The organism is Algoriphagus aestuariicola (genome assembly GCF_017254835.1).
GTDB lineage: Bacteria > Bacteroidota > Bacteroidia > Cytophagales > Cyclobacteriaceae > Algoriphagus > Algoriphagus aestuariicola.
Genome location: NZ_JAFKCW010000001.1, coordinates 396726 through 423262, shown reverse-complemented (window position 1 = coordinate 423262; position 26537 = coordinate 396726). Strand labels below are relative to the sequence as shown.

Annotated in this window: 18 protein-coding genes; 3 read left to right on the top strand and 15 right to left on the bottom strand. The window is 50.4% G+C overall.

Features of this window, described 5'->3' with window-relative positions:
* Window positions 1-36: 36 nt before the first annotated feature.
* Together J0A67_RS01775 and J0A67_RS01770 are read right to left on the bottom strand one after the other, a co-directional pair.
* Window positions 37-1998 carry an FG-GAP repeat domain-containing protein gene (locus J0A67_RS01775; RefSeq protein ID WP_206567557.1) on the bottom strand — a complete coding sequence of 654 codons (1962 nt, stop codon included), beginning with the start codon at window positions 1996-1998 and terminating at the stop codon, window positions 37-39.
* Window positions 1999-2209: 211 nt separating this feature from the next.
* A complete protein-coding gene (locus tag J0A67_RS01770; RefSeq protein ID WP_241265035.1) occupies window positions 2210-3811 on the bottom strand; it encodes a fucose isomerase in 1602 nt (533 codons plus the stop codon).
* Window positions 3812-3979: 168 nt separating this feature from the next.
* Between J0A67_RS01770 and J0A67_RS01765 the strand changes: the two genes are divergently transcribed.
* A complete protein-coding gene (locus tag J0A67_RS01765) occupies window positions 3980-4897 on the top strand; it encodes an AraC family transcriptional regulator (RefSeq protein WP_206567555.1) in 918 nt (305 codons plus the stop codon).
* Window positions 4898-4984: 87 nt separating this feature from the next.
* On the opposite strand, the gene can is transcribed toward J0A67_RS01765, so the two are convergent.
* The 5 genes from can to J0A67_RS01740 all read right to left on the bottom strand — a co-directional run bounded on the left by can (window position 4985) and on the right by J0A67_RS01740 (window position 12064).
* The gene (gene can, locus J0A67_RS01760) at window positions 4985-5626 is read right to left on the bottom strand and encodes a carbonate dehydratase (protein WP_206567554.1); all 642 of its coding nucleotides are present in this window, start codon (window positions 5624-5626) and stop codon (window positions 4985-4987) included.
* Window positions 5627-5638: 12 nt separating this feature from the next.
* Entirely contained in the window at window positions 5639-7234 is a 1596-nt protein-coding gene (locus J0A67_RS01755; RefSeq protein WP_206567553.1) for a SulP family inorganic anion transporter, read from the bottom strand.
* A 54-nt stretch (window positions 7235-7288) separates the two neighbouring features.
* Complete coding sequence (locus J0A67_RS01750) at window positions 7289-7585, bottom strand: hypothetical protein (protein ID WP_206567552.1); 297 nt, start codon at window positions 7583-7585, stop codon at window positions 7289-7291.
* 272 nt (window positions 7586-7857) lie between these two features.
* Complete coding sequence (locus J0A67_RS01745; protein ID WP_206567551.1) at window positions 7858-11130, bottom strand: glycosyl hydrolase; 3273 nt, start codon at window positions 11128-11130, stop codon at window positions 7858-7860.
* A gap of 64 nt (window positions 11131-11194) precedes the next feature.
* Window positions 11195-12064, bottom strand: coding sequence for an alpha/beta hydrolase (locus tag J0A67_RS01740; RefSeq protein WP_206567550.1), 870 nt, complete (start codon window positions 12062-12064; stop codon window positions 11195-11197).
* A gap of 193 nt (window positions 12065-12257) precedes the next feature.
* Between J0A67_RS01740 and J0A67_RS01735 the strand changes: the two genes are divergently transcribed.
* Window positions 12258-13130 carry a PIG-L deacetylase family protein gene (locus J0A67_RS01735; protein ID WP_206567549.1) on the top strand — a complete coding sequence of 291 codons (873 nt, stop codon included), beginning with the start codon at window positions 12258-12260 and terminating at the stop codon, window positions 13128-13130.
* 39 nt (window positions 13131-13169) lie between these two features.
* Here the strand turns inward: J0A67_RS01735 and J0A67_RS01730 are convergent, their stop codons facing one another.
* Together J0A67_RS01730 and J0A67_RS01725 are read right to left on the bottom strand one after the other, a co-directional pair.
* Window positions 13170-13499, bottom strand: a complete 330-nt coding sequence (locus tag J0A67_RS01730; protein ID WP_206567548.1) for a DUF6686 family protein — start codon at window positions 13497-13499, stop codon at window positions 13170-13172.
* A gap of 410 nt (window positions 13500-13909) precedes the next feature.
* Window positions 13910-15553 carry a sulfatase family protein gene (locus J0A67_RS01725; RefSeq protein WP_241265092.1) on the bottom strand — a complete coding sequence of 548 codons (1644 nt, stop codon included), beginning with the start codon at window positions 15551-15553 and terminating at the stop codon, window positions 13910-13912.
* 216 nt (window positions 15554-15769) lie between these two features.
* On the opposite strand from J0A67_RS01725, the gene J0A67_RS01720 reads away from it, so the two are divergent.
* Window positions 15770-17245 (top strand): sulfatase family protein, encoded by a 1476-nt coding sequence (locus tag J0A67_RS01720; RefSeq protein ID WP_206567546.1) that lies wholly within the window; start codon window positions 15770-15772, stop codon window positions 17243-17245.
* A 185-nt stretch (window positions 17246-17430) separates the two neighbouring features.
* Here the strand turns inward: J0A67_RS01720 and J0A67_RS01715 are convergent, their stop codons facing one another.
* The 6 genes from J0A67_RS01715 to J0A67_RS01690 form a co-directional block, all read right to left on the bottom strand.
* A complete protein-coding gene (locus J0A67_RS01715) occupies window positions 17431-18576 on the bottom strand; it encodes a PepSY-associated TM helix domain-containing protein (RefSeq protein ID WP_241265034.1) in 1146 nt (381 codons plus the stop codon).
* A 177-nt stretch (window positions 18577-18753) separates the two neighbouring features.
* Window positions 18754-19503: a LytR/AlgR family response regulator transcription factor gene (locus tag J0A67_RS01710; RefSeq protein WP_206567544.1), complete on the bottom strand. Its 750-nt coding sequence runs from the start codon at window positions 19501-19503 to the stop codon at window positions 18754-18756.
* Window positions 19500-21566: a tetratricopeptide repeat-containing sensor histidine kinase gene (locus J0A67_RS01705; protein WP_206567543.1), complete on the bottom strand. Its 2067-nt coding sequence runs from the start codon at window positions 21564-21566 to the stop codon at window positions 19500-19502. The genes J0A67_RS01710 and J0A67_RS01705 overlap by 4 nt, the downstream gene beginning before the upstream one ends.
* Window positions 21567-21719: 153 nt before the next feature.
* Window positions 21720-22316, bottom strand: coding sequence for a hypothetical protein (locus J0A67_RS01700; RefSeq protein ID WP_206567542.1), 597 nt, complete (start codon window positions 22314-22316; stop codon window positions 21720-21722).
* Between the two features lie 114 nt (window positions 22317-22430).
* Window positions 22431-23834 (bottom strand): sulfatase family protein, encoded by a 1404-nt coding sequence (locus J0A67_RS01695; protein ID WP_206567541.1) that lies wholly within the window; start codon window positions 23832-23834, stop codon window positions 22431-22433.
* Between the two features lie 167 nt (window positions 23835-24001).
* Window positions 24002-26371 carry a TonB-dependent receptor gene (locus tag J0A67_RS01690; protein ID WP_206567540.1) on the bottom strand — a complete coding sequence of 790 codons (2370 nt, stop codon included), beginning with the start codon at window positions 26369-26371 and terminating at the stop codon, window positions 24002-24004.
* Between the last annotated feature and the right edge of the window lie 166 nt (window positions 26372-26537).

The window sequence follows — 26537 nt, the reverse complement described above, 5'->3', positions numbered from 1 at the left end:
AAAGGGAAATTTTCCAAATATTTCTCTCCATACGGATCAACGCGACAAATGATAAAAGTGTCCATCTTCAGCACCGACGAGTACATCCCAAATACCGTTTTTGTTCCAGTCGACAAAGGTCGGACTGGTGGTATGACCAGCCAGGACTGTTGGGGCTAGTTGTCCGCGGGAGCGAAAATACACCTTGCCGTCCTCGGTTTTCAGCTGTTCAAAAAGCGAGACGTTGATGCTGTTGACTAAAAGGTCCAAGTCTCCATCCTGATCCCAGTCGAAAAAACTCAGCTTTCGCCTGCCGCTCCCCCCAGCTTCCCGGTTGTTCAGCCTCAAGAGCCCCGGAGTCGGATCCACTACTTCATTCTTGTTGCCGAAGACAGAGGCATTTTCGCCATAGAAGATTCGCTGTCCAGGTGTCAGCATGAGCTTCCCAGCTGTCATTTTTCGCTCAAAAAAAGCCAGGTAGCCCTCATGGTCCAGCATCACCAGATCCATCAAGCCGTCGCGATTCCAATCCACCGCCACGGGGGTGGTCCTCCACTGCGTCGCCAGCTCCGTGGGAGCAGGCTTCCACCAATTCCAAGCCGGAGAGGGCACGGGCAGGTTTCCCCATGCCACCTCGACCGCTTGGGGTGGGAGTAAGTCTCCTTTCCCCATGTTTTTCAGCCACTGTACTTTTCCCCAGATCGAATTGATGATCAGGTCGCCAACGCCGTCTCCATCCCAGTCTGCTACCGAAAGGGTGGTATACCCCCACTTAGCCTCGGCTGGCCCTTGGATGGAGCCCTTGTCTCCCGCCTGCACCCGAAAAGGAGTTCCCTGCACTTTAAGGAGTACGGGCTCGGCCCATTTCGGTGCGACGCCGTCCTCAAGGTTTTCTATCCAACAAAGATGGCCTGCGGAGTTCCCCGCAACGATATCCAAGTCGCCGTCACTGTCCCAATCGTAGGAGACCGGAGTCACCAAGGCACCAAATTTCAGGTTGTCTGCCCTTTGACGAAAATATCGAGGAGACTCAAAAAGCGGCCTTCCCGCCTGAGTTTTGCCGATATTTCTGACCAAGGCAACTCGGCCATCTTCGTCACCTACCACCAAGTCGATCCACCCGTCATGATCCCAATCCACCGCCACCGGGATGATCATCTCCAGATCCATCTTGATGATGCTCCTGTCACTTTGGAGTAGTTTGCCTTCGGAAAATTCAGGGTTCGTGCGCGTGCCGATATTCTCGAAGTAGGTCATTTTGTCCAAAAACTCTCCGGTGATCAAGTCCAGATCTCCATCCCGATCGAAGTCCGCCATATTGGGTGAAGGGGCGCCATACACGTCCAAATCCCGGCCATCCACCTGCAATCGGCCGCGGCTTTCATAGCCCCCGCCCTCATTTTCAAGCAAGTACACATAGCCGTGAAGAGAACCGTTTGTCCAATTCCCTTCGGAATTGAAGGCGTTGTCCCAGCCGTAGTCGCTCCAGTCGTCTATACCCACTAGGATATCCTCGTCCCCATCTCCATCGTAGTCGACCATCTTCCACTGGTTAAAGCGGGGGTTTTTCTGGAAGTCTTTTAGGATTTGCTCCTTCGGAAAGAGCGGCTCTGGTTGCTGGTCTAGCTTGGTCACAAAATTTTTCAACTCAGTTCCGGGAATCAAAAACCTTGGACCAGAAGAAGTATGTGAAACCTGAATCTGCGAAATTGCCGGTCCTAGTCGGACTGGCGGTTCAAAATCGGGAAAGCTATTTCCTGATTTGTTTTCAAAAAAATAAAGTCCATTAAAGGGCTTGTCCGGGCAGGACACCAACAAATCCATGTCTCCGTCCCCATCGTAATCCATGGGCAGTGGCCAGGCCCAAAGCCCTACCCCCATGAAGGAAGTCGCCTCCGGATTATTGTATTTGACGATCTTGAACTCCCCGATCTCCTGAGAAAAGAGATTTACAATTCCTAGATGGAAGATCAAAAAAAGCATTCCCAGTAAAACGCTGGGAGATTTTGGGTTTTTCATCGGAACAGGTTTTTTGGGCTTTGCCTACTGGCAAAATAAAGAATAGCTCGAAGCGGGCAAGCAGCCCTTTGCCAGATAACTGTTTCGGGGTAGAAAAAAGGCTAGTTCACGCTAGATGATTTTTGAATTGCGGCGCGTTTCCTTGCGATTTATACTCTGTTTTTTTCCCTTTTCCGTCCTTGGTCTGGATCATCCCTCCCAACTCTTGCCGTCATCCAAGCTCCCCACACCAACTCACGCGCATGCCCAAGGCGGCAAAAACCTCTGCCTTCAGCTTGGCGGCATGAATGGCCGAGGCATGGTCCCTGGCATAGGCCACTTGAATATGGTTGGCTTTATGCCGCCCCATCATCTGGTCTCGCGAGATGCCCGGTAGTACCGCGTGCATGATCGGCCAAGCCGGAGTGGTGGCTTCCCATCTTCGCTGCGTTTCCCCCTCTGGCAGATACACGGCCTTTCCCACCCCAAGGTCACAGCAGAGCTGGTCGTCCTCGATGTAGACCCGACTCCAAACTATAGGTCCGGGCTTAGAGACTCCTTTGAGGCTTCCTCCTCCCTTTTGGAAATACATAGGCGGCTGGCGTTCGCTTTTGGCTCCGGCATAGCCTCCGATAAAATGCTCCGGCGGTGCCGCTCCAGAAATCAAAAAGACCCAAACAAATTCCTCCTTGCCGTCGAGATGATAGGATTCACCCCAGCGGATATCGTGGAGTGTGTTCTCCGGCGCCAGTCCGAGCTTCTCCCAAAGTTGCGTGGTGATCAGCGCATCGATGCCCGCGCACTCGTCCACCTCATTGAAATGAGGCATAGATTTGCCGGGGAATAGCTCCCGTCCCTCGGCCGTAAAAGCGGGCGGACGATTCACGTTGTTCAGCAGACCCTCGACTAGATCGCTAGACGCGACCAGATCCTTCAGTCCCTGTTGATATTGAATTCCGATGGTGTCGCATCCATATTCATCCGCCATGCGAAGTGCTGCGATGTACATTTTGCATTGCTCCAGGCTTTGGCTCCAAGTTAGCTCCAGGGCGGAATCGCTCCCCCAGTTAAATTTCATGCCCTTTTCAATCAGCCAGTCGAGTATCTCCTCCGCCTCCGTTTCGCTCACCTTTAGCATCTCGGCATAGAGGGCTGACTGGCTCAGTCGCTCTTTGAAAATACCCAGGGCATTTAGCAGATTGTCCGGTACGATGGCGTTGAACATCCCCATGCAGCCCTCATCAAAGACTCCCATGATGGCTTTTCTTCGCCGAAACTCTCTTGCAAAAAGCCTTGCTTCCTGCTGCAATTCAGCTTCTACGGAAATTTGCTCCAAAGGCAAAACATGGGACTCGTCGTGCTTCACCCAGCCTGTCTCCAACCATTCCTTTAGCTTTCCCAAGAAAAACCCATCGTCAAAATTGACACTCCAAAGGGTGCTATACGCAACTCCTGCCTTGGTCAGGGAGCCGTTGAGATTCAACAAACCAACCAAACCGGACGAGGCTCCATCAAAATTGGCCAGCGTCAGAATAGGCCCGAGGTGCGTGGTCAGGCCCGGCAAGACATGGTGGGAATACTGCCAGACGCTCTCCACGACGATGATCGGCATCTCCGGATCCAGCTGTCGGAATACCTCTAGTCCCATCTTCTGAGAGTCGATGAAGCCGTGTTTTTTCACCGGATCATAGGCATGGCCTCTGACGACGTCAAAACCAAGGCCGCTAAGAACGGCTTCAAGTTTGGACTCCATCTCGGACTGAAATTTCCATCCTACACGATTGGCAGAGAGGCGTAGGTCCCCACTAGCTACCAACTGAATTTTTCTATGCAATGCCACAGCGATTTGGGATATCTTGTTGAATCTGTCAAAGATGGAGAAAAACGGAAGCGGGGATCTCCCATTTTTTGCCAAAATACTGTAGGATCTTATCCTAATATTCCCGCCAAAGGTAGTCCGAAAGGTCACAACTGACAGTATTCCACGAAACTAGTCAGCGCGATGAAGCCCCACTACCATAAAGTTCCCATAGGTTTGACCCAGTCATTTGGAATTCGGCATGATCGAAAGGCCAATTTTGGAACACTCTGGCACTACCATCCTGAGCTGGAGCTTCATTTCATCATCAAGGGCGAGGGCATTCAATACATCGGCGAGACCGTCAGCAGCTTTTCCGACGGAGACTTAATCCTGCTGGGAGAAAATCTACCCCACTCCTGGCGTTGTAGCCAAGAATATTTCCGGGGTGATCCAAGCCTTGTGGCCGAGGCGCTTGTTCTCCATTTTTCCCCCACCTGTTTGGGAAAAGACTTCCTGGAGCTCCCAGAAGCCCAGCTTATCCCCCTGTTGTTTGAAAAGGCAAAAAAGGGCTTGAAAGTAAGCGGAAAAACCAAAGATCAGGTCGCCCAACTTCTGCATGCGCTGCTCGCAGCATCCCAACTAGACCGATTGATCCTTTTGCTCCAGATCCTCAACATTTTGGCGGAAAGCAAGGAAGTAGAAGCCATTTCACCGGGCTATTCCTTTAGCCACCTCCACAACGTCTCCGAGATGGCACGCTTGGAAAAGATCTACTCCCACGTGATGGAGAACTATCCAAAAAACATCAGCCTAGAAGAAATGGCTTCCCTGTCCAATCTAAGCGTCACCAGTTTTTGCAGGTATTTCAAGAAGATGACCAACAAGTCCTTCTTCGGTTTTTTGATCGAAGTCCGAATCTCGAATGTCTGCAAGCGTATCCTGGAGGACAGGCTACCCCTCGAAATCATCTCTTCGGAATGTGGTTTCCAAAATGCGAGCAATTTCTATAGACACTTCAAAAACGTCACTGGCATGACTCCTAGCGCCTACAAAAAAAACACTGGGCGCATTCGTTCCGATTCTCCAAGGACTACCTCTCCCCTAATATTTCAGTCATAAAAAACTCCGGAAACTTGCATTTCCGGAGTCACCGATTCCAATCAGCAGCAGCCCCTATTGAGCCAATCTGCGTGATACTCGCTAGGTTTATTTGATATTCAACTGGTACACCTGATCCAGACTTTCGTTGGATTCGATGTTCACGCCGAGGTCCTTCACCACCCCAGATCCCACACCATATACCCAGCCGTGGATAGTCAGCTCTTGCTTGCTTCTCCAAGCCCCTTGCACGATCGATGTCTTGGCCAGGTCATGCACCTGCTCGATGACGTTAAGCTCCACAAAGCGATTGAATCGCTCGTCTTCGTCAGCGATGGTATCCAACTCCTGGTGGTGAAAACGGTACACGTCCTTGATATGCCTGATCCAGTTGTCGATCAAGCCGATGGCGTCAGAGCCCATTGCGGCTTTTACGCCTCCACAGCCGTAGTGTCCGCAGACGATGATGTGCTGCACTTTAAGGACATTGACCGCATAGTCGAGCACGCTCAGCATATTCATGTCCGAGTGGATGACCATGTTGGCGATGTTTCTGTGTACGAAAACTTCGCCGGGCTGGGCACCGATAATCTCATTGGCCGGAACGCGGCTGTCCGCACAGCCTATCCATAGCAAAGGCGGTTTTTGTCCATTGGCTAGCTTATGGAAGAATTCAGGATCCAACTCTAGCTTGGACTCCACCCATTTTTTGTTGTTGTCAAGTAGGCTTTTATAAAAGGAATTGCTCATAGTAATTGAAGTTTAATGTGATGAAACAGGGGCACCCGCACCGAAGAGTGCTAGGTAACTTTCAGGGTTCTCAATGGTCCCCTTTGAAGTGATAAGTTTGATGTTGATCTTTCGCTCTTTGGCTTTGGAGGTAAAATCGTCCAAAATTTCTATAACATCGTAATTCATGTGGATCGTCTTCCGCACGTCTATCTCTAGCAGAGTATCTTCGGGAAGATTGCTAAGCTCTCTCAAAATCGCTCCTTTATTGAGGAATGAGAGCTCTTCAGCCAAGGTCATTCGTATATGATTTTCGCCCTCGACTCCCTTCGTGATATGCAGGAAGTGGGAGTTCTTATAGTTTTCTATCAAAATAATCAGCACTGATACGGCCATACCCAGAGAAATTCCCACGAGGATATCCGTGAACACTACACCCAACACGGTCACGATAAAAGGCAGAAACTGGGATTTGCCCAAGCGGAACATGGATCGGAAGAGGCTGGGATTTGCCAGCTTGAAGCCCACCATCAACAATACCGCTGCAAGCACGGCGAGCGGAATCTTGTTGAGCAATCGAGGGATTAGGATCACAGCCAGTAGCAGAAATAGACCGTGAATGATGGTGGAGAGCTTGGTTTTGCCTCCAGACATCACGTTGGCGGACGAGCGGACGATCACCTGCGTCAGAGGAAGTCCACCGATCAGGCCGGAGAGAATGTTTCCTGTTCCCTGGGCAAGCAGCTCTCTGTTGGTCGGCGTGATGCGCTTTTCCGGATCGATCTTGTCAGCGGCCTCCACGGAGAGCAAGGTCTCCAAGCTGGCCACGATGGCAAGCGTCAAGGCCACAGTCCAAACCTCTACTTTGGTAATCGCACCGAAATTGGGCAGGGTGAATTGTCCCAAAAACATGTCGACGTTTTCCGGAATAGGTACATTGACCAGGTGAGTCGCTCCGATAAAGAGAAACGATCCCTCTGGCACCAAGCTTTGGAAGATTATTCCAACGACCACCGCCACCAAGGGGCCGGGAACTAGCTTGAAAATCTGGTGCTTTTTGGTCAGCACTTTGTCCCAAAGGATCAAGATCAGCAAAGAAATGACGGAAAGCACTATGGCCCCGGGAGTCAGTGAGTCCAGCATCGCGGAAAGCGCGGAAAACGTCGTCTCCCCGTCCGCCTGCACGAAGTTTTCGTCTCCCTCGAAGTCGGCATCATGACCAAATGCATGGGGAATCTGCTTCAGCACGATGATAATCCCAATCGCAGCAAGCATACCCTTAATCACTGCACTTGGAAAATAATAGCCAATCACTCCAGCCTTGAGCACTCCAAAGATCAACTGCAGCACTCCGGCAAGAATCACAGCAAGAAGAAAATCCTCGAAACTGCCTAGAGTTCCTATGGCAGTAAGAACGATTACCGCGAGTCCAGCCGCCGGGCCGCTCACTCCCAGTGCAGACCCGCTGATACTGCCCACGACTATCCCGCCGATGATTCCGGCAATCAGACCTGAAAACAGCGGCGCGCCACTAGCCAGGGCAATGCCCAAGCAAAGGGGAAGCGCGACGAAAAACACAACTATGCTTGCCGACAAATCCTTGCCGACATGCTTAAATATAGATGTCATACATTAAATGTTAAATGAGAATAATACCCCAGATTGGACTTCTGGAGCTGGCAATCAGGAAATAACCTGGAAAAAGTTGGGAGGGGGTACATGGATTTCCTGCACGTAGCTGGAAAATCCGTTTGAGTTTTTCGCGAAATAAAAAGTACTGTCAGCCTTCAGAAAAGGATGTTCCAAGGAGAATGAGGGAATCATGTAGTCATGAAGCATCTTCACCTCTTTCTCCAAAAACTCCTGGATGGGGTTGTTTTCGACGAGGTCCTCAGCAGTCAGTTGGATGCAGCCATAGTAGGTGCATGCCACCAAATGCAGGGCCATCAAAAAGCTGAACAGGATGAGGAGTTTTTTCAAGGGATAACGCTTTGGGCATTTTCAAGTCGCAAGAACGCCATTTTCGAGGGATGTCTCACGTGAATATCACTTTATTGGATCGCAATTGTAAAAAAAACTTTTCGCTAGCGAAAAACCCGCACGAAAATTCTCTTCAGTTTTTGATGGATTTGATCGATTTGCCATACCCCTTCCCGAAAATTCCTAGAGACCAAAAACTGGCTTGGAGAAAGAAAGTAACCTGCTCTTTTTGTCAGAGCAGGTTCCCTCTCTTCATTCGGTTTCCGTATTTCTCATTCCAGTTTGATCACTTTTACAGGACCTAGTAAACCCGATGGAACCAAAGGCGAATCGGCCCTATAAAACGGCATGGTGGTAAAAGTGGTCTTTTCGGCATCGGGCTGCGCATCGCCTATCAGTCTATTGACCCAAGTGTTTGCCACCCGGATTTCGAGTTGGTTTTCTCCAGACTTGAGCGCCTTGCTGATATCGACTCGGAAAGGCATCTTCCAAACAATCCCCAGGCTTTGGCCATTGACTATGACCTCTGCCAGATTTTTAACCTCTCCGAGATCCAATTGATAAGTGGCGGAATTGTCTTTTGCTGGAAGCGCAAAGGATTTGGAATACCTAGCCGTACCCGAGAAATATTTGACATCGGTGTCTGCCTGCTCTGACCAGGAAATAAGCGAAACAAAATCCGCCTCCTTGCCTCCGAAATAAACCTTCCAAGTTCCTTGAATGTCGACAGCAACAAGCTCTCTCTTCACCGGAAGGGTAAGCGAAGCTTGATCAGTCGGCTCTAGGAAAACGACAAAAAAGGCATCCCAAGACTCAAAGACCAAGGGTATCTGGGTGCGCCCATTCTTGATTTCGTAAGAAAGCTCCCGTATGCTTCCATCGATCGGATTCCAGAGCATCGGCTTTTTGCCGGTGACGCGGAAACTCACCGAAGCCGAGGTCGGTGCGACGTTCCTGTTGTTGAGCCAGTAGATGTCCCCGTCTAAAGTCTTGCGATGTCGGAAGAGTATATTATGGGCCGTCCCGGTGATCATGACATCTTCGGGAACTGGTATTTTCAAATCGCCTCCCACATTTTCTTTTGCCCAAATCTGATCCGCAAGCTGTTGAAACTCCGTGTCGGAATCGCCCAAACTCGGAGACTTTACCGGGCGCTTGCCGATGATTTTCACACCCGCGTCAGCCAGGTTCTTTATTTTTTTCAAGAGCGACAAAGTCATCAAGCTGGTGCTTTCATCCAGCATCAAGACCTCATAGGAATTGCCGCTTTTTGCTTTGAGCTTTCCCTCCCCAGCAGATATCGCTTCCCTCAAAGCAGTCGAATTCACAAAGTCAAACTCATAACCTTTGGGGATTGCCGGTAGTTTCTCACGGGCGACCCAAGTGATGTTGGTGTTCTCTCCATAGAGATACAAGATGTCGGCGACATTTCGCCCCTGCTGAAGCAGGTAGGAGCTTCGGCCCAAGTAGTCCACCCAAGGTTTGGCCATATCCGCCCAGGACTCCTGTCGGGTGAAATATTGTCCAAATGGACCCAGTGAAAAGCCGGGCTTCTTGTCGTCCAAAGGCTGATGAACCGAGGTGTGGATCACAAAACGGTTGAGCCCCGAGGCCAGCTCCAGATCAGCCGTTCGCTTGAGACGTTCGGGGTATTCCTGAAAAGGCCGACCGACCGAGGTCATAGACTCGGCTGCCACGAAGGGCTTCCCATAGATATTGGCAACCGAGGCAGACTCCCTGATATCGGCCTCGCTGCGTACCTCCTCATCTGCTCCTCCTGCCAAACTTCCTGGTGTCCACATGGCCGACATGGGGATATCGGCATGCCGCTTCACATCCATGCCGTCGGCGAGATAAATCCGCTTGTTTTCGTGGGATTCGGTATAACGCTTCATGCCGCGCTTGTGAAGCTCTTCTCCAATCACGTCGTAGTGGTTGTCCGAGATAAGCTCGCCGATTGTCTTGCGAAAATCCCAGAGAAACTTCTCGCTTTCCTCCAAACTATTGACCACGTGGCCGGTAAGCGCCGGTAAAAATGGAATCAAACTATAGCCTCTCCGCTTTTGAAACTCCTCCGGAAAAGTCATGCTCCAGTTCATGTGACCAGCCTCATAGCTGTCCAAAATCATGTATTCCAAGCCTCCCGGGCCTAACTTTCCGCCAGTTGCATTTTGGTACAGATCCAAGTAATGGTTAATATATCTTCTGACGGCTTCCGCATCCAGTTTGTCTACTTCCAGGCCTGTGGCTTCCGGCGAAGCTGGATGATTTTGCCTTCCCGTGAGCGAATAGCCAAGACGAATGACTTTCCACTCTCCAACGGGCGCTTCCCAACTCAGGCTTCCGTCTGCCTGCATCTTTGACGTGAGATCTACGACCTCTTCCGAGGAAATGACCCCTTCCATCCCGAATGTCTCTAGACCGGTAGCTAGACGACTGTCCTCAGTCCAAGGCGAAAAACCAGCCTTGTCTTCCACTTGATCTATTCGAGAAGTGGTATAGAGTTGAAACTCGGATACGTTTACGCCATCTGGTTTGCTTTCTGTCGGCATTCCTGCCATGGCGGCAAAAATATTTGGTTGGGGCGGCAGCGTCTCGTAGGTGATTCTCCAGTACTTCGCCGTTGTGGGCGGTATCGCTACCGTATTGAAAGGAACCGTGCTGCCCGACACCGTGGCTATCGCTCGGAAGTTGACCCCGTCGTCGGATACTTTGAGTCGGCGGTTTTCGGGGCCTCCGTTGAATTCTGCCAAAGGCCCATTCATCGCTCCCGAGATGCTGAAAGCCCTGAAAGTCTGCGGTTGTTCAAAAGCATACTGGACCCACATATCCTCCCCTATTTCCATGGGCGGAAGAAAACCCGCTGCGCCTATGCTACCATCCAGAAGTAGTTGGTGGTCAAATTCCCCTCCACTTTTTGTGATGGTTGGGTTCAGTGTTTTGAGGTTTATTTCTGAATCTGGGATCTTGTAAGCAACGACCAGCGCGTCGCGATAAAAGCTCGGCACCTCACCGATAAATCCCCCGCTGATACCCCCGCCTTCCAAATGAGCATCCTGGTATTTTCCGGTCTGGTCGGAGGGCTGTGGAAGTCTACCCTGATAGGTTTTTCCGCCTACGATCTCCGTTTCGGACCAAACATATTTCTTCATGGCATCCTCTGGCTTGACCCAGGGGCCTCCAGTCACACTCCATCCCGGCGAACCCGCAATCGCCATCTCAAGTCCTTTTTGACCTGCGAGATCGGTGGCAAATCTGAAGGCTTCCTTCCAAGCTGGTGTCATAAAGACCAACTTTTCCGGAACGACCACTGGAGTAAACAGGTTGGCGTCAAAGTTTTGGAGACCTCCGATTCCGGTCTTTTCCATCCATTCCAGATCCTTGCGTATGCCCTCTTGGGTGATGTTGCCATTCATCCAATGCCACCACACGCGTGGTTTGGCTTCGTTAGGAGGCGTCTGGAATTTCGTAAAAAGAGGATCTTGCTGCGAATGGGCTGAGTAGGCAGCCAGCAACGCTAGAATCAGAAGGATTGACTTTTTCATAAGATCGGATTTTACTGGGAGTTAGCCCCTTTTGTTTTCTTGTCTATCCTGCCCTGTTGGAGGTTTAGGGGATAAGTTTTCGTTTGGCTAACCAGTTTTCGAAGTTTTGTTTCCACATGTCCGAAGTGGTCCCCTTTGGGGCAAAGCCAAAGCCATGATCCCCCTTTTCATAGGCATGGAGTTCGGCTGGCTGTCCTGCGGCAAGCCATTCTTGGTAGAGTTCTATGCTGTGCGGCACAAAGCCCAAACCATCGTCACTTGCCACAGCAATGAAAATCGGGGTTTCCTTTATGGGCATATCCTTTCCCAAAACCGCCTTTTTGTAGAGATAAATTGGCGCGATGAAGTCCGGCTTCCATTGATCCTCTGCACTGAGCATCACTGAAATGGTCACTGTGCCTCCTGCAGAGAAGCCCATAAACCCGATCTTACTCGGTTGAAGCCCCAGTTTTGGTGCATGGGTTCGCACATATTTCATGGCTTCTATCCCATCGTTCTTAGCCAACTCGACCACGGGGGCATTGATGGAGTCCAACTTGTCCATATCGCTCATCAGAGGCATCAGCGCTTCAAAAGGATTGTCGGTTTCGATTTTCACCAGCCTATACTTCAGGACAAAGGCAGAAATCCCCAGGGAATTCAGCCACTCCGCCACCCGGATCCCCTCATTGTCTATGGACAGAATGTGAAACGCTCCACCCGGCGCGACAATGATGGAAGTGCCATTTGCCTTGTCCACAGGCGCGGGATAGTACAGTAAAACTGGTTCAGTGACATTGTACAGGATTCTATTGTTCGGAAAAGGGCTGGTTATCTTTTCAGTCCAATCCCAAGACTCCGAACCCGGAGCTTTGCCTGGATAGAGTTTGATGACTTCTTGGGCCAAACTGATCGTCGAAAAGGATAACAGCAGAAGAAAGGCTATGAATTTCATGGGATCGTCCCTTAGGTTTTTACGCAGCTCACCAGCATCATTTTTTCAATGTAACAAAATGAGACAATAAATCTATACCGGCGATTCTCAAAATAAACAAGCAATTGCCAATCCCTTTAAACCCATTTATTCTGCAATCCCATATATATTTCCAAATGAAGTCCCTAATTTCTAGGCTTTAATTTTCAAGACGATGAAAACACTTTCCCTCAGCACACTTTTATTTCTAGCTACACTCTTTGCTTTCGCCCAAAGCAAGCCGCTCAAAATCATGATGATCGGAGCGCATCCCGATGATTGCGATATCAAGGCGGGTGGAACAGCTGCACTATTTGTCGCGATGGGGCATCAGGTCAAATTTCTCTCAGTCACCAATGGGGATGCGGGTCATATGGAAATGGGCGGAGGGATGCTTGCAAAGCGCCGGTACGACGAAACCCAGGAAGTGGCCAAAAGACTGGGCATCAGCTACGATGTCCTGGACAATCATGATGGGGAGCTCCTGCCTACCTTGGAGATCCGTCTGGATGTGATCCGGAAAATCAGAGAGTGGGATGCGGACGTGGTCATTTCCCACCGCAGCAATGACTACCATCCCGACCATCGCTATACCGGGATTCTAGTGCAGGACGCTGCTTTCATGGTTGGCGTACCAAACATTGCTGCCGACACTCCACCCTTACGAAAGAATCCTGTCTTCCTTTACTATCAAGACAATTTCCAAAAACCCAATCCATTTGAACCGGACATCGCCGTGGATATCACGTCCGTGATCGACAAGAAATTTGACTCGTTGGATGCACACGTTTCACAGTTTTATGAGTGGCTTCCATGGATCGCCAATGACCCCGATGTGATTCCGGAGGGAAGGGAAGAGCGCAAAGCCTGGCTCAAAACCAAGCGCACTTCGGCTCCAAGCCCAGCCGTGAAACAAACCTTGGAAAAATGGTATGGCAAGGACAAAGCCTCCAAGGTGCGGTTTGCGGAGGCTTTTGAAATCTGTGAGTATGGAACCCAACCCGACCAGGAAGAATTGAAGCGACTTTTCCCGATGCTCAAACAGTAGACAGTCTTTGCTTGAAGTTTGAAAGCATGTCCCCCAAACTCACAACTTTCTGATCATGTCGAGGAGCCGAAGTTGCGTGTTTGCCTCGATCACACAGGCTTTGAGTCTATAAAATTCCTCCTCCAGCAGCGTAAACTGCACGTCCGGATGATAGGTCTCGATGACTACTCTATCTAGTCCGTCAAAGAAAGGATACTTCTCCTGCTCAAAATCCAAACGGAGCAGATACCTCCGAAATGCGTCAAAGTTCGGCTCGTCAAAGGCGATCATGGCCTGCTGGTACATCAAGCCCATACGTTCGCAGACCTGGCATCGGGTGAAAGCAAAGCCGTCGTTTTGGTAGATGATCTCAGTTTGGCAGGCAGACATAGGTAGATGGCTTTGGATGGGTCAATTGGTGCCTGGGATATGACGCGTAGTAGGTTTAGTTTCCAAATTCGCAATTCTCCCAGGACTTAAATGTTTTCGTATCGGATCATAGCCTGTGCTGGAAGTAGTAGCAAGGTCAATATTACAATCCCGCTTATTCTTATTTAGATTGATTTTAAATTAAACAAATCTAACCCTTACGCCTAAGCTGACAAAGGCTTTTATCGATTTTTTGAAAAGTTTTTCGTCTTTTTTTTGGCCTCTTGCGGCATTCAAGCGATGGACTTAAAACTCAAACGAGTTAGCGAGTGGCAATCTTCTCCCCCAGCTCTTAAAAAAAGCAAAAAGTCCGACTCTCTGGAGCCGGACTTCTTTATCTCTGATGGTTAGCACCTTTTAATCAGGGCAAATTACTGTTTGGCCCTATCCCTAAAAATCTTGTTAAACAAAGCAGTGTCCTTGGCGCCAGCGCGCGAGTTGTTTCCTTCGAGGTAGTCCAAATACTCGTTCAGGTACTTTTGGGAAATCTCCGAATTGTCGCCATACTTTTTCCTCAGCCCATCGAGTTTTTGGTGCAGTTCTGCCCTGATTTCCGCATAGGCGGGGTCGTCGTAGACATTTTTCAGCTCTTGGGGATCTTTGATCCGATCTATCAGTTCCCACTCGTCCGTGTCAAAGTAGTAGTGCACCAGCTTGTATTCCTTGGTCACGATCGCATAGTGTCGCTTCACCATGTGGACCGAAGGATATTCATAGTAGTGATAGTAAACAGCGTCTCTGGTCCATTGATCCGATTTGCCGGTGAGGAGAGGCAAAAGACTTTCACCCTGCATGTCTGATGGCGCTTCTATGCCTGCAGCCTGAAGGAAAGTCTGGGCAAAATCGAGGTTTTGCACCATTTCGTCGGACTTAGATCCTGCGGCTACCTTGCCCGGCCAAGCCACCAAGAGCGGTGTCTTGAAGGACTCGTCGTAGACAAAGCGCTTATCAAACCAACCGTGCTCTCCCAGATAGAATCCCTGATCTGACGTATAGACGATGATGGTATTTTCCATCAGGCCATTTGCTTCCAAATAGTCCAGAACGCGTCCCACGTTTTCGTCCACAGCTTTGATCGTGCCGAGGTAATCCTGCATATAGCGCTGGTATCGCCATCTCATCTTGTCTTCCTCGCTCATGGTCGGATAGGCCTTTTTGAAATCCTCGTTGACCTTGCCATAGGCAGCATCCCAGTTGGCACGTTGGGAGGCGTTGAGTCGACCCACTTCCCCCTCGAAAGCTGCTTTGTCCCAAGAGGAAGTTGGCTGGATGCCCAGCTCGTCCATGACTTCGGGATAGATCTTGGAGTCTCCGGCCCAGTGCATGTCTTTCAGCAGATTCATTTCAGCTTCATGTGCCGCACGGCCTCTGCCAGAGTAGTCGTCAAAAAGCGTCGCAGGTTCCGGAAAGGTCCTTTGGGTAAACTCGGCGATGTGGCGCTCTGCGGGTAACCACTCCCGATGCGGAGCCTTGTGCAGGTAAAAAAGCAGGAAAGGATCGTCTTTTTTCCTTCCATTTTCCAACCAATCCAGAGTCATATCCGTGATGATGTCCGTCACATAGCCCTCCACAGTGATATTGCCCTCATCTTTGGTGATAAAATCCGGGTTGTAGTATTTCCCCTGACCGGGAAGGATCTTAAACTGGTCAAATCCCTTGGGACTATTGCCGAAGTGGAGTTTGCCAAACATCGCTGTCTGATAACCCGCGTCTTGGAAGAGTTGGGGAAAAGTCACATTGGTTGTATCGAATGGAAAATGGTTGTCCACCTTGCCGTTGATATGCGAGTGTTTGCCAGTCAGAATGGTCGCCCGGGAAGGCGCGCAAATGGAGTTGGTCACCGTGGCATTGGTGAAGAGCATGCCCATCTTGGCGATTCGGTCGATATTTGGCGTTTCGATGAGCTTGTCGCTATAGGCCGAAATCGCCTGATACGCGTGGTCATCCGACATGATAAACACGATATTCGGACGCTTGACTTCCTCTTCCTGCTTCGTTCCGCAGGAAAAAAGCATTGCGCCGAGAAGTACCGGAATGAGAGGTTTGACTTTGAAGAACATAGCGATTGGGATTATTGGAATTACAAGGATAAGACAAAATCAATGGTCTGGAAATCTATTCCGCTTGAAGGGCCGAGATTTTACATATTTGGACACCTGTCCTATTTTTTCATTTCCAGTTTCAGATTTGCCTTCATTAAGGGCTATCTTTCGACACCAAATTATCCTAAAATGCAATACAAGTCCTTTTTATTCCCAATCCTACTTGTTTTAAAGCTTGCGGCATTCGCCGAGGCCCAGAATATACCGAACAAACCCAATGTCCTATTTCTCTTCGCAGACGACCAACGCGCAGATGCTCTGGGAGCTTCTGGAAATCCGTACATCCGTACACCAAACCTAGACCAACTCGCCCAGGAAGGCAGCCGTTTCACCAATGCCTACGTCATGGGCGGAAACCACGGCGCTGTGTGCATGGCAAGTCGGGCGATGCTTATGAGCGGGCAAAACCTCTTTCGCGTCTATGACAAGCTCAAGGACGTTCATACGATGCCCATGGCATTTGCAGTTGCGGGCTACACCACCTTCGGTACAGGCAAGTGGCACAATGAAAAGGAGGCCTTTGAAGCCAGCTTCCAACAAGCCAAAAACGTCTATCTGGGCGGCATGGCCAACCACTACAGCATCCCGCTCCGAGACTACGGTCCGGATGGAAAACTGGGTGAACCCACCAAAAAGTCGTATTCCACGGAAGTCTTTGCGCAGACTGCCATCGACTTTATCAAACAGCAGGCTGCCACAAAGGACGGAAGACCCTTCTTCTGCTATGTGGCTTTCACGGTACCTCACGACCCCTACTCCCCCGAGGCCAGTTTTATCGACTTCTACCCCGATGGCTCTCTTCCATTACCGGGAAATTATATGCCTTTCCATCCCTTCGAGTTTGACCAGCTGACCGTCAGGGACGAAAACCTGACCGGATGGCCCCGCAAACCCGAAGTAATCCAGATGATACTCTCGGACTATTATTCCCTCGTGACTCACTTGGACCAACAGATCGGGAAGATCGTTGCAGCGCTGAAGGAGACTGGACAGTATGAAAATACCATCATCGTCTATGCGGCCGATAATGGCTTGGCGGCGGGAAGCCATGGCTTGCTCGGCAAGCAGAGTCTCTACGAGCACAGCACGAAAGTGCCTTTGATTATCAAAGGGCCTGGCGTGCCTGAGGGACAGGAGCTCGATGCCTTCGCATACATCCATGACATCTACCCGACTTTGGCACAACTCGCAGGATTGCCAAAATCCGAAAAACTGGACGGCCTGAGTCTAGTCCCCGTGCTCTCAGGAAATCAGGAAGCTGTTCGAAGTAGCCTTTTCACCTCCTATCGAAATACCGTTCGTGCAGTCAGGGATGGGCAGTACAAACTTGTCCGCTATCCCGAGCGCGACTACACCCAGCTATTCGACCTTGCACACGATCCGCTGGAGTTGAACAACCTTGCCGAAAAGCCTGAAATGGCTACCAAAAAAGAAGAGCTATTCGGTCTGATGAAAAAATGGCAAGCCGAATTTGGTGACACCACCACCCTGACTGCGCCATCGATCAAACCCATGCTGTACGATCCCGACACCCTTAATCCTAAGAGAAAACCTGATCAGTGGCAGCCTGAATATGTCCTGAAAAGGTATTTTGGGGTTGACTGACCGGCACTTAGAGATAGCCAAGCGATGCAGGACCATAAGCCGCATAAAAAAGCCGGAGGGAATGTCCCTCCGGCTTTTTGGCTCTAATATCCTACTAACTTTATTCAAGGTTTTTGATTGACGTCAGGCTACTGCAAATTCCAGCCTAGCTGGAAATCGGTCCGAGTCCAGCGCTGGTCCTTAGCTTAAATCCTCGCCAATTCCGAACTGGTAACCTCTTTTTTTGGCAAATTCTTTTTCACTTTGTTCCTTCTCCCCCACCAAACCAAAAATCCCGTGACTGGAAGAGAGGCGATGATTGCGCTGAGGAAGAAGGCCAAAAGCTTGCCTGGAAACCCTCCGATAGCACCGACGTGGATATCGTAGTTCATTCGGAAGAGTTTTTCACCCGTCGAGGCCTCGTCTATTCTTCCCCACATGTGCTCAACTGGCAGCTCTTCGAGTGTGTACTGGTCAAAGTAACGGTAGTCGATCTGCCAATAGGTATCCCCATCCGGATTAGCATTGGCCGCGATGGCGGCATGGGGCAGCTCCGGAGGATGGACTTCGATGTAGTCCGCGTTGGGGTATTCTTCACGCATCTTCAGCCAGACCTTGTCCAAGGCCGGAGTCGCTTCCGTCCAAATCTGCGTGGAATCCGAGATCGGATCGTAATATTCTACAAACTGTTCTTTTCCCGTCAAAAGTGAATAGTATCCATCTCTAAACCAGAAAAAGCTCCAGACCAAGCCCGTGACCACAAAGACCAAAGCGAACACCATCACGTAAAAGCCCAACACCTGGTGGAGATCGTAGTTTTTCCTTCTCCAGCGGGCGTTCCATTTGACAGTAAGGCTTTGCTTCAGGTTTTTGCCCTTTGGCCACCATAGCACCAAGCCGGAGATAATCATAAAAAGAAAAATCAGCGTGAATATACCGACGACCTTTTGACCGATGGCATCCGGCAGCCAAAGGTAAAAGTGACCGTCCAAGATAAAGGGGAAAAATCCCTTGTTTTCGTCCTTCACCTTCAGCACCTCCCCGGAGTAGGGATTGACATAGGCTATTTTGTAGTGGTCATGTCCCTCGCCATAGCTGAAGAAAATAGCCTGCGCCGATCGGTCTGGCTTCGGATAAAGCACCGCATGGAGATGCCCCTCCGGAAATACCTGGTGTGCTATCTCACTGATTTTGCTTGGGGGTAAAATCGCTTGCGCCTTTGGCTCAACAAAGCGATGAGACTGCGTCAAATCCTGTATTTCAGCCTGAAATGCATAGATACAACCCGTGACTGCCACAATAAATACCACCAGCCCAGAACTGAGCCCAAGCCATAAATGAAGTTTTCCCAAAAATTTCTTAAGATTCACAAGCAGCCGGCGTCAATGAGTTAAACATCTGAAGTCTCTAAGCAAGCCGTCCTATGCTAAGGACATGAAGACTTAGAAACCTTTCCTGATGACGCGAAATTATTACTTAGACTAATTCTAAACAAATTATTTTAAAAAAGATCAGTTCCAAATTGGGCACTAGTTAAATCTGTCGAGCGCTTTGATCAATTCTTCTTTCCTTCTGGAAGCTACCTCTATCTCGGATCCGTCGCGGAGTATAAGATATCCACCTTTTCCCCGATGATACATCCTGACCTCACCGAGATTCACCAAATGCGAATTGTGAATACGAAAAAATCCCGATCCAGCCAACATCTCCTCAAAATCCTTGAGTGTCTTGGCCACGGTTATCTTCCTTCCGCCTTTTAAAAAAAGGTGGGTATAGTTCACGTCGGCCTGACAGCGGATGATTTCTGCGATTTCCAGGTATTCGATCCCTGCCTGCATCGGAATGGGAATCCGGTGATGCCTACGGGCGGAATTGACATAGTCCAACAACTGGCGAAGCTGCTCGGAGGGAACCTGTCGGCCGGGATTTTTGACTTTGGAAATTGCCAGATCCAACTCATCTGCATCGACTGGCTTTAGCAGATAGTCCAGCGCAGAATGCTTGATCGCCTGTAGGGCATATTCTTCGTGGGCCGTCGTGAAAATGATGGAAAAAGCCGGCTTGGAAAGTTTGGCCAAAATCTCGAAAGCCGTCATCTTGCCGATTTCCACGTCAAAAAAGACCAGATCGACGGGATTGTGAGCGAGGAATTCTTCAGCAGCTTCCCCGGTCTGAATCCATCGTAAGACACGAATTTCATCCCGATGATATTTTTCCAATAGCAGACGCAAGCGCTCCGCGCTTGTGGGCTCATCTTCAATGATGACGCTTTGAATCATATCGTGCTTAGTTTTTCTCGGGGTGTGAAGGTCAGTCTAACTTCAAATCCGGATGCCAAACTTTCTCTCAACAGTGACCATGCGGAATTCGGCCTGTCCCTGTGGAGGCTTTCCAGGCGGCTCTCCACCAGATACATCCCCATGGATTGGTGCTTTTGTTCGACTTGGACAGCCTCCCTGAGTCCAGCTCCGTTGTCCCTCAAGACGAGTAAGTAGCTGGATTCTTGACGGAAAACCTTAAGGATTATCTCCCCATCCGAGGAGGTGTTGGCGATGCCATGCCAAAGACTGTTCTCCACCAATGGCTGCAAGATCAAAGGCGGCATCAGCAGGCTGTCTCCATCCACCCCCTCCTCCAGCACGATGCTGAAATCTACTTTCTTGCCCAGCCGCAGAGCTTCGATGGCGATATAATCCTTCAAAAGCCCCACCTCCTCGGACAAGGTAATCTCGGCCCTGTCGGAATACTCGAGAATTCGGCGGATCAGCCGGGAGAAGCGAGTGAGGTAGCGGTCCGCCTCTTCTGGCTGGTTTTTGAGCAAGAAACTACTGATGGAGCTGAGTGCATTAAAAATAAAATGGGGGTTCATCTGGGCCTTAAGTGCCTTCAACTCCAGCTCCGCTGACCTTGCCCGAAACTCGGACTCCAGCTTGACGCGTTTGCTTTTGGCCTGCATGCGCAGCAGGAAAATCACCAGCACGGCCACCAGCACTATGCCGATTGCCAACGCCAAGTAAAGTCCTGCCTTTAACCTCTCTTGCTCCCGCTCGGCTTCCAACAGCTTGCGATCCGTTTCAAAAGACGCCGTCAGCTGCTTCTCCCGAGCTTCAAACTCATACCCAATCTTGGACCTCAGCAACTTCCGCTCGTTTTCGTCATTGAAGATGCTGTCCTGAAATTGGCTGAACTTGCGGAAAGCGGCAAGACTTTCCCTGAAATCCCCAGAACGCTCCAGCGAGGAGGACAATGCAGCCCAAGCACTTCGCTGGGCATCAAGCGAACCTGACTCTTCTGCATAGCGAAGTGCCTCCCGCTCCAGACTCAGAGAGATACTGGCAGGTAGACCCAAGGCTTTTTTTGCCCGGGCCAGCTCGAGATAGACGGTGGAGAGGCTGAGTTTTTCCCCTGCTTCCAGGTACAGACTTCTGGCGCTGTCCAAATAGGCGTCAGCCAATTGGGGTTGGTCCATTTCCAGCGCGAGCGTTCCCCAGTTGGCATAGTCTGAGGCAATGCGGCGGGAGTTGCCGATGGTTTTGTTCAGTGCCAGAGCTTGACGGATGTAGGCTTCGGATTCCCTGAACTTACCTTGGAGTTGCGCCACTGCGCTCAGATTGCCGAGGGCAGAGGCTTCGGACTGGACGTTTTCCGTCTGCCGATAGAGCTCAAGCGCCTGCAAGTAGTTAGATTCTGCTTCCTCATAGCTGCCCAGGTTCTTCTCGATCAAGCCGAGATTATTGAAGCTGTTTGCACGCTCCCAGATATCCTCGGGCTCCGTCTTTCCCAGTGCTTTCAGGAAATATTCCTGTGCATTGGGATAGTCTGCCAAAGCCAAAAACACCACTCCGGTATTGGTCAGGCTGTTGATCATGTTTTTTCTCAGTCCCAATTCCTCAAAGATCTTCGTTGCCGCCTCGTGGGCTTCGAGTGCTTCGCGGTAGTTGCCATTTCGGTATTCGATCAGGGCAATATTGTTGGTTGCGCTCGCTTGACCCTTTCGGTTGCCACTCTCTCGGTGCGCTTCCAGGACCTGCCGGTATGCAACCAGCGCCAAGGAATCCTCTCCTTGGTACCAATAGTTGACTCCGTGGTAGTTGATGGCAGATATGGCTCGTGAAGACATCCCTTTTTCTCTAGCCAAATCCAAGGCTGAATCCGCATAAGCATGGCCCAAAATCGGATTGATCCCGGCATAGGTGAAAGCGAGTTCATTGTAAAGATCTACACGCAAAGAGTCGGGCAGGCTGGAACGGGTCAGTTCGCTTCTTAGGGAATCCACCACCTTTTGTCCAAAAACCAGCGGTGCGACGAGCGTCAGAAAAAGAATCAGGGTCAAACGACACATGAGCGGGGCTTAAAAAACACCCTTCCTATTTACAAAAAGAGGTGTTCAAAAGCCAACACTAGAGCGAGATACAGAAAAAATTGAAGCAAAATATTCCGGCTAGATCCAAGCAACGACCTCCATCTATCATTTCCGACTAGGTATCGCCAATGACTATAGGCCCGAGCGATAGAGAACCAGCTTAAACTGTCCATCGGTGATTTTGATCTCCTCGTTTGCCCGACCCAATGGAGTGGATACCGGGCCGAGCACCGTGGCGCTGAAGGTTCCCTCGACTAGATTTTGACTGAGGGAGGAAAAACGTACGCTGGCATCATCGGTAATCTTCATGGAAAGATCGTTTCGCTGAAAAAGCACGGCATTGTACAAGTCACCGTCTTCGTCGGCATAGGTGAATTGAATCCGAACAAGGGGCACTCCGCTATACGCGATCGCGTCCTGCATCTCGTAGCTCATGCCGGTATCGAAAGGCTCCTCGTTCAAAACCGTCATAGACACAAAGTTTTTGGTTCCGTCACTGCCATCGCCGAGAATTATCGCCGTGGCCATATACACCTCACCCGAGGTGTCGTAGGTCATCGCCATACCCTGCGTTTGGAGGTTGGCACGAAATTCCTTTTGCATACCGTTCACCTTGAACCGGAAAAAATATTCTGACTGGGGCTGGGGTTCCTCTCCACCATCCCCGCAGGCGGCAAATACGGTAAGGATTAAAATCCAAATCGGAAGGTACTTCAAGGATGTTTTCATGGCTTCTCTTTTTTGAAAGAAGCAAAGTAGCCTAGGCGGGCTCGTTGCGCCATTCCTGTTTATTATTTGCCAGGCTTGGCTGATTTCCCGCGATAAACGGTGTACTGATTTAGCCTACTGACCGATCCGGCTCTCAAGCTGGGTCTGGCCAAAGGTCATGTTCTCGCGGTGGATTTTGACACCAAGCATGATTTCCTCCACCACGTCTGCATGCTGATCTATCACGTCAAATCTCTCCGATGGATCATGGGCAAGATTAAAAAGCTTCGGCTTGTCTAGTTCCTCAACCTTCGCAGGGTATCCCGAGGGATTGTTGCTGTAGAAATAGAGCTTAAAGTCGCCACTTCGCACCGCAAACAGCCGATCGCCATGGTAGTAAAACATCTCCTTCCGTGGCGACTCGTCTTGTCCCCGGAACACCGGACTCAAGTCAAAGCCATCATAAATCCTGTCCCTTGGCATTTCCACTCTGGCAAGAGAGGTAATCGTGGGAAACAAATCGAGGGTGCTGCCCATTTTGGACACGACTTCTGGCTTTACGTTTCCCGGACCCCAGATCACCGTCGGTACGCGGACTCCGCCTTCGTAGCTGGTCCCTTTTCCCCCAAAAAGCAAACCAGCACTTCCGCCCTGTTCGTTGAATGTCAGCCATGGGCCGTTGTCCGAAGTAAAGACCACATAGGTTTTTTGTTCCAAGCCATGCTGGCGGAGCGCCGCCAGGATTTGGCCCACGCTCCAGTCTATCTCCTCGATCACGTCCCCATAGAGTCCCCGCTCGCTTTGCCCCAAAAAACTATCCGAAGCAAAGAGCGGAACATGAGGTAGGGAATGCGCCAGATAAATGAAAAACGGCTCGCCCTTATTCTCCCCAATGATTTTCACCGCCTCCTCGGTATATCTTCTGGTAATCGTCCGCTGGTCTGCCGGTCGCTCGATTACGCTGGTATCTCGCATCAAGGGAACGTTGAAGTATTCAATCTTGGAGTTTTGGAAAGCTTCCTTTGCCGAGACATCGTTCACCCTATCCATGTCATTGCTGTAGGGGATGCCAAAGTAAGAATCGAAACCATGACTGGTCGGTAGGTATTGCGGCAAATGGCCGAGGTGCCATTTGCCTATCGCCGCGGTAGCATACCCGACGGATTTGAGCTGTTTTGCGATGGTCAGCTCATAGGCGGGCAATCCGCCTCCAGAATCTGGAAACAAAACCCTGCGCACATTGCTATACATTCCGGTGCGTACGGGAAATCTTCCCGTCAACAGCCCCGCCCGGCTGGGAGTGCAGACATTGGCGGCTACGTAGAAGTTGGTCCATTTCTGCCCTTCAGCCGACATCTGGTCAATGTTTGGCGTCTTGATCGTGGGGTGGCCAAATACCCCCAAATCTCCATAGCCCTGATCATCGGTGAAGATGATGATGAAGTTCGGCCTATCCGACCCTTTGTCTTGCGAGTGGGCTGATTGGATGCCATAGAACAAAAAAAGAAAAGCGAGAGGAAAAAGCAGCGACTGTTTCATAATTGAAGGGTTATCCTGGTTATCAAATAAGCTAGGAAAAAAATCGAAGGTTAAAGTGAACTAGCCTCCAAAAGTTGAATGGTTGATGTTTGGCTCAAGCGGCTGAAACAGAAAAACAGGAAGGCGATTGCCTCCCTGTTTTCCGCACTTTTTGGTTGATTGTCTTACTAGAATCTTTTGGCTCCGCTAAACTCCATGGCCTCGCCCTTGCCAAAGCCATAACTGATACCGAGCGTCACAAATCTTCCCCGCTGGCGAAAGCTGTACTGGCTGAATTCAGGTGAATAGCTTTCGCTCTCCGTCACCCGTGACGCAAATACATCCCTGACGCTGAGGTTGATGATGGCCTTGCCATTTACGATCTTCTTACGGACGCCAAGGTCTGCCATGACAAAACCCTTGTTGCTCCGCTGGAAGGTCTGATAGGAAGACCGGTAGTCCGTTACCACCTCCAATGCAAAATCCGCCGGAAGTTCAAACTTGTTGGTCAGTCGGCTTGACCACTGGCTAGAGGTGAAGCCGAAGGGCGTGGACTCCCAAGTTCCGCTCCGGTCAAAGTAGTTGTAGTTGAAGTCCGCGTTCACCGACCACCAGTCGCTGGGTGTCAACTTGCCATTCACTTCCAATCCGGTGACGTTGTTGGTACCGATGTTCATGGGCTTGGTGATGTTGACACCGCTTTCTACGGTGGTCACATCCTCGATCGTTTGGGTGATGTAACGGTGGTAAACGGAGCCGCTGAGCGAAAACAGAGCATGGTCAAAGATCGCCGTCACCTCGTAGCTGTCGGTGTACTCAGGGAGTAGGTCGGGATTACCCGTGCTGACATTGTAAGGATTTCGGATGTTATAGAAGGGATTCAAGTCGAAAAACCTTGGTCTGGAGATTCTTCTAGAGTAGCCTCCTTGTAAAGAAAAGTTCTTGGCCACCTTGTAGGATCCGTGAACGGTGGGAAAAGCATTGGTGAAGTTCTGCTTATTCTCCTCGCCGGTCTGCTCCAATTCGGTCTGAAGGTCGGTATTTTCCATCCTTAGGCCCAGTTTTAACCCAAACTTGTCCCCTTCGTAGGCGCCCGTGCCATAGAGTCCGAGTACATTTTGGGAATAGTGGAAATCGTTTGTAAGATTGGGGATCACCACCCACTCCCCTTCCTCAAAATCGGAGATGGAATAGTTGTTTTTCACCGTGCTCAGGAAATACTGCCCCCCGGTCTCCAGCGTGAACTTCTCCCCAAACGGCTGAGTGTAATCGGCTTGGAAGGTGTACTCAGCTTGGCTGAAGTCATTGTCAGCCAACTGGCGCTCCGTTTGGGCTCCCTCCCCAAAAGTAGGCGAATTGTCAAACTCCGAACGCTGATCCTTGGCAAAAGAGCTTCCCAAGGCGCTGATCAGAAGAAAATGGTCGTCCTTGTCGGAAAAGTCGCTTTTGTACTGCAACTCATATTGCCACTTGGGATTGGTGGCCTCGGTGGACTCCGTCCTGTTCCAGCCTGATACCATCACCTGCGAGGCATCAAAGGAGCTGAAAGCCCCGTCCGAATATTCCGTCTCGCCTTCGAAAGCATAGTTTCCCGAGAGCGTTATCACATTGCGCTCGTTGATGTAGTAGTCAGTACCGAGGATAAGATTGAAAAACTTCTCGTTCTTCTCGGCCTCACCCAGACTGGTCACCTCGGTGCCGTCGATGAGGTTGCTGTTGCGGGTTTCAAAGTCCTCCGGCATGGTCCTATAGCCCACCCCCAGCTGGCTGAAGAGGTTGAATTTGTCCGTTCGCTTGTTCAGCGAAAAGCCGAGGCTGTGGTTATTGGGCACACCGGTGTTGAGCGTCACCGAGCCGTTGACTCCGCGCTTCTCGTCCTTTTTCAGGACGATGTTGATGATCCCAGAGGTCCCTTCGGCATTGTATTTTGCCGAGGGGTTGGTGATCACCTCCACCCGCTCGATCATGTCGGCGGTCACCGTACCCAAAGCATTCCCCCCGTCGCTGGTCAAAACAGAAGGCTTTCCGTTGATCAGTACTTGTACCCCGCCAGTACCCCTGAGCAGGATCTGGCCTTCGATGTTCACATTGACGGAGGGGATATTGTTAAGCACATCCAGGGCGCTGGCCCCGGTGCTGCTAAGGTCTTGGCCTACATTGAAGACCCGTTTGTCCAGCTGGAATTCCGTGGTGGATTTTTCGCCCCGCACCACGACCTCATCCATGAGTTTGCTATCTTCTGCCAAAGCGATGGTACCCAAGTCTACCTGGTTTTTCACTATTTCAAACTCTGAAAACTCCTGGGTAATGAAGCCCATGAAACTTACCTCCAGGCTGAAGCTCCGACTCTCGGTGGCTAACAGCAGCGTACCGTCCGGCAGGGTAGTCGTACCGGCGAGCATTTCCCCGCTGGCTTTGTCCAGCAGCTTGATGGTGGCAAACTCGATGGGAGATTGGGTTTTTGCATCGACCACTTTGCCGGTGATCTCCACACTTTGTGAAAAAACGGTACTCAGGCCCAAGCCAAAAAACAGGATACAGGTAAGCGAAAATCTCATTGTGGAGGTTGTTGATTACCCTCCAAAACTGCCGAGGAATGCTTACCTTAAAAAATATAATCGGTGAACGACGGGACTTTCCAGACGAACGGCAAGGTCCGGCCACCCGGGTCGTTTGACTGGAAAAAACGGTCGTTCATCCACAGGATTAGCAACACAGCCGCTT

Coding starts and splice junctions, on each gene's coding strand:
- J0A67_RS01775 (WP_206567557.1), bottom strand. CDS start 1,998: ATGAAAAACCCAAAATCTCCCAGCGTTTTACTGGGAATGCTTTTTTTG.
- J0A67_RS01765 (WP_206567555.1), top strand. CDS start 3,980: ATGAAGCCCCACTACCATAAAGTTCCCATAGGTTTGACCCAGTCATTT.
- can (WP_206567554.1), bottom strand. CDS start 5,626: ATGAGCAATTCCTTTTATAAAAGCCTACTTGACAACAACAAAAAATGG.
- J0A67_RS01755 (WP_206567553.1), bottom strand. CDS start 7,234: ATGACATCTATATTTAAGCATGTCGGCAAGGATTTGTCGGCAAGCATA.
- J0A67_RS01745 (WP_206567551.1), bottom strand. CDS start 11,130: ATGAAAAAGTCAATCCTTCTGATTCTAGCGTTGCTGGCTGCCTACTCA.
- J0A67_RS01740 (WP_206567550.1), bottom strand. CDS start 12,064: ATGAAATTCATAGCCTTTCTTCTGCTGTTATCCTTTTCGACGATCAGT.
- J0A67_RS01735 (WP_206567549.1), top strand. CDS start 12,258: ATGAAAACACTTTCCCTCAGCACACTTTTATTTCTAGCTACACTCTTT.
- J0A67_RS01730 (WP_206567548.1), bottom strand. CDS start 13,499: ATGTCTGCCTGCCAAACTGAGATCATCTACCAAAACGACGGCTTTGCT.
- J0A67_RS01725 (WP_241265092.1), bottom strand. CDS start 15,553: ATGCTTTTTTCCTGCGGAACGAAGCAGGAAGAGGAAGTCAAGCGTCCG.
- J0A67_RS01720 (WP_206567546.1), top strand. CDS start 15,770: ATGCAATACAAGTCCTTTTTATTCCCAATCCTACTTGTTTTAAAGCTT.
- J0A67_RS01710 (WP_206567544.1), bottom strand. CDS start 19,503: ATGATTCAAAGCGTCATCATTGAAGATGAGCCCACAAGCGCGGAGCGC.
- J0A67_RS01705 (WP_206567543.1), bottom strand. CDS start 21,566: ATGTGTCGTTTGACCCTGATTCTTTTTCTGACGCTCGTCGCACCGCTG.
- J0A67_RS01700 (WP_206567542.1), bottom strand. CDS start 22,316: ATGAAAACATCCTTGAAGTACCTTCCGATTTGGATTTTAATCCTTACC.
- J0A67_RS01695 (WP_206567541.1), bottom strand. CDS start 23,834: ATGAAACAGTCGCTGCTTTTTCCTCTCGCTTTTCTTTTTTTGTTCTAT.
- J0A67_RS01690 (WP_206567540.1), bottom strand. CDS start 26,371: ATGAGATTTTCGCTTACCTGTATCCTGTTTTTTGGCTTGGGCCTGAGT.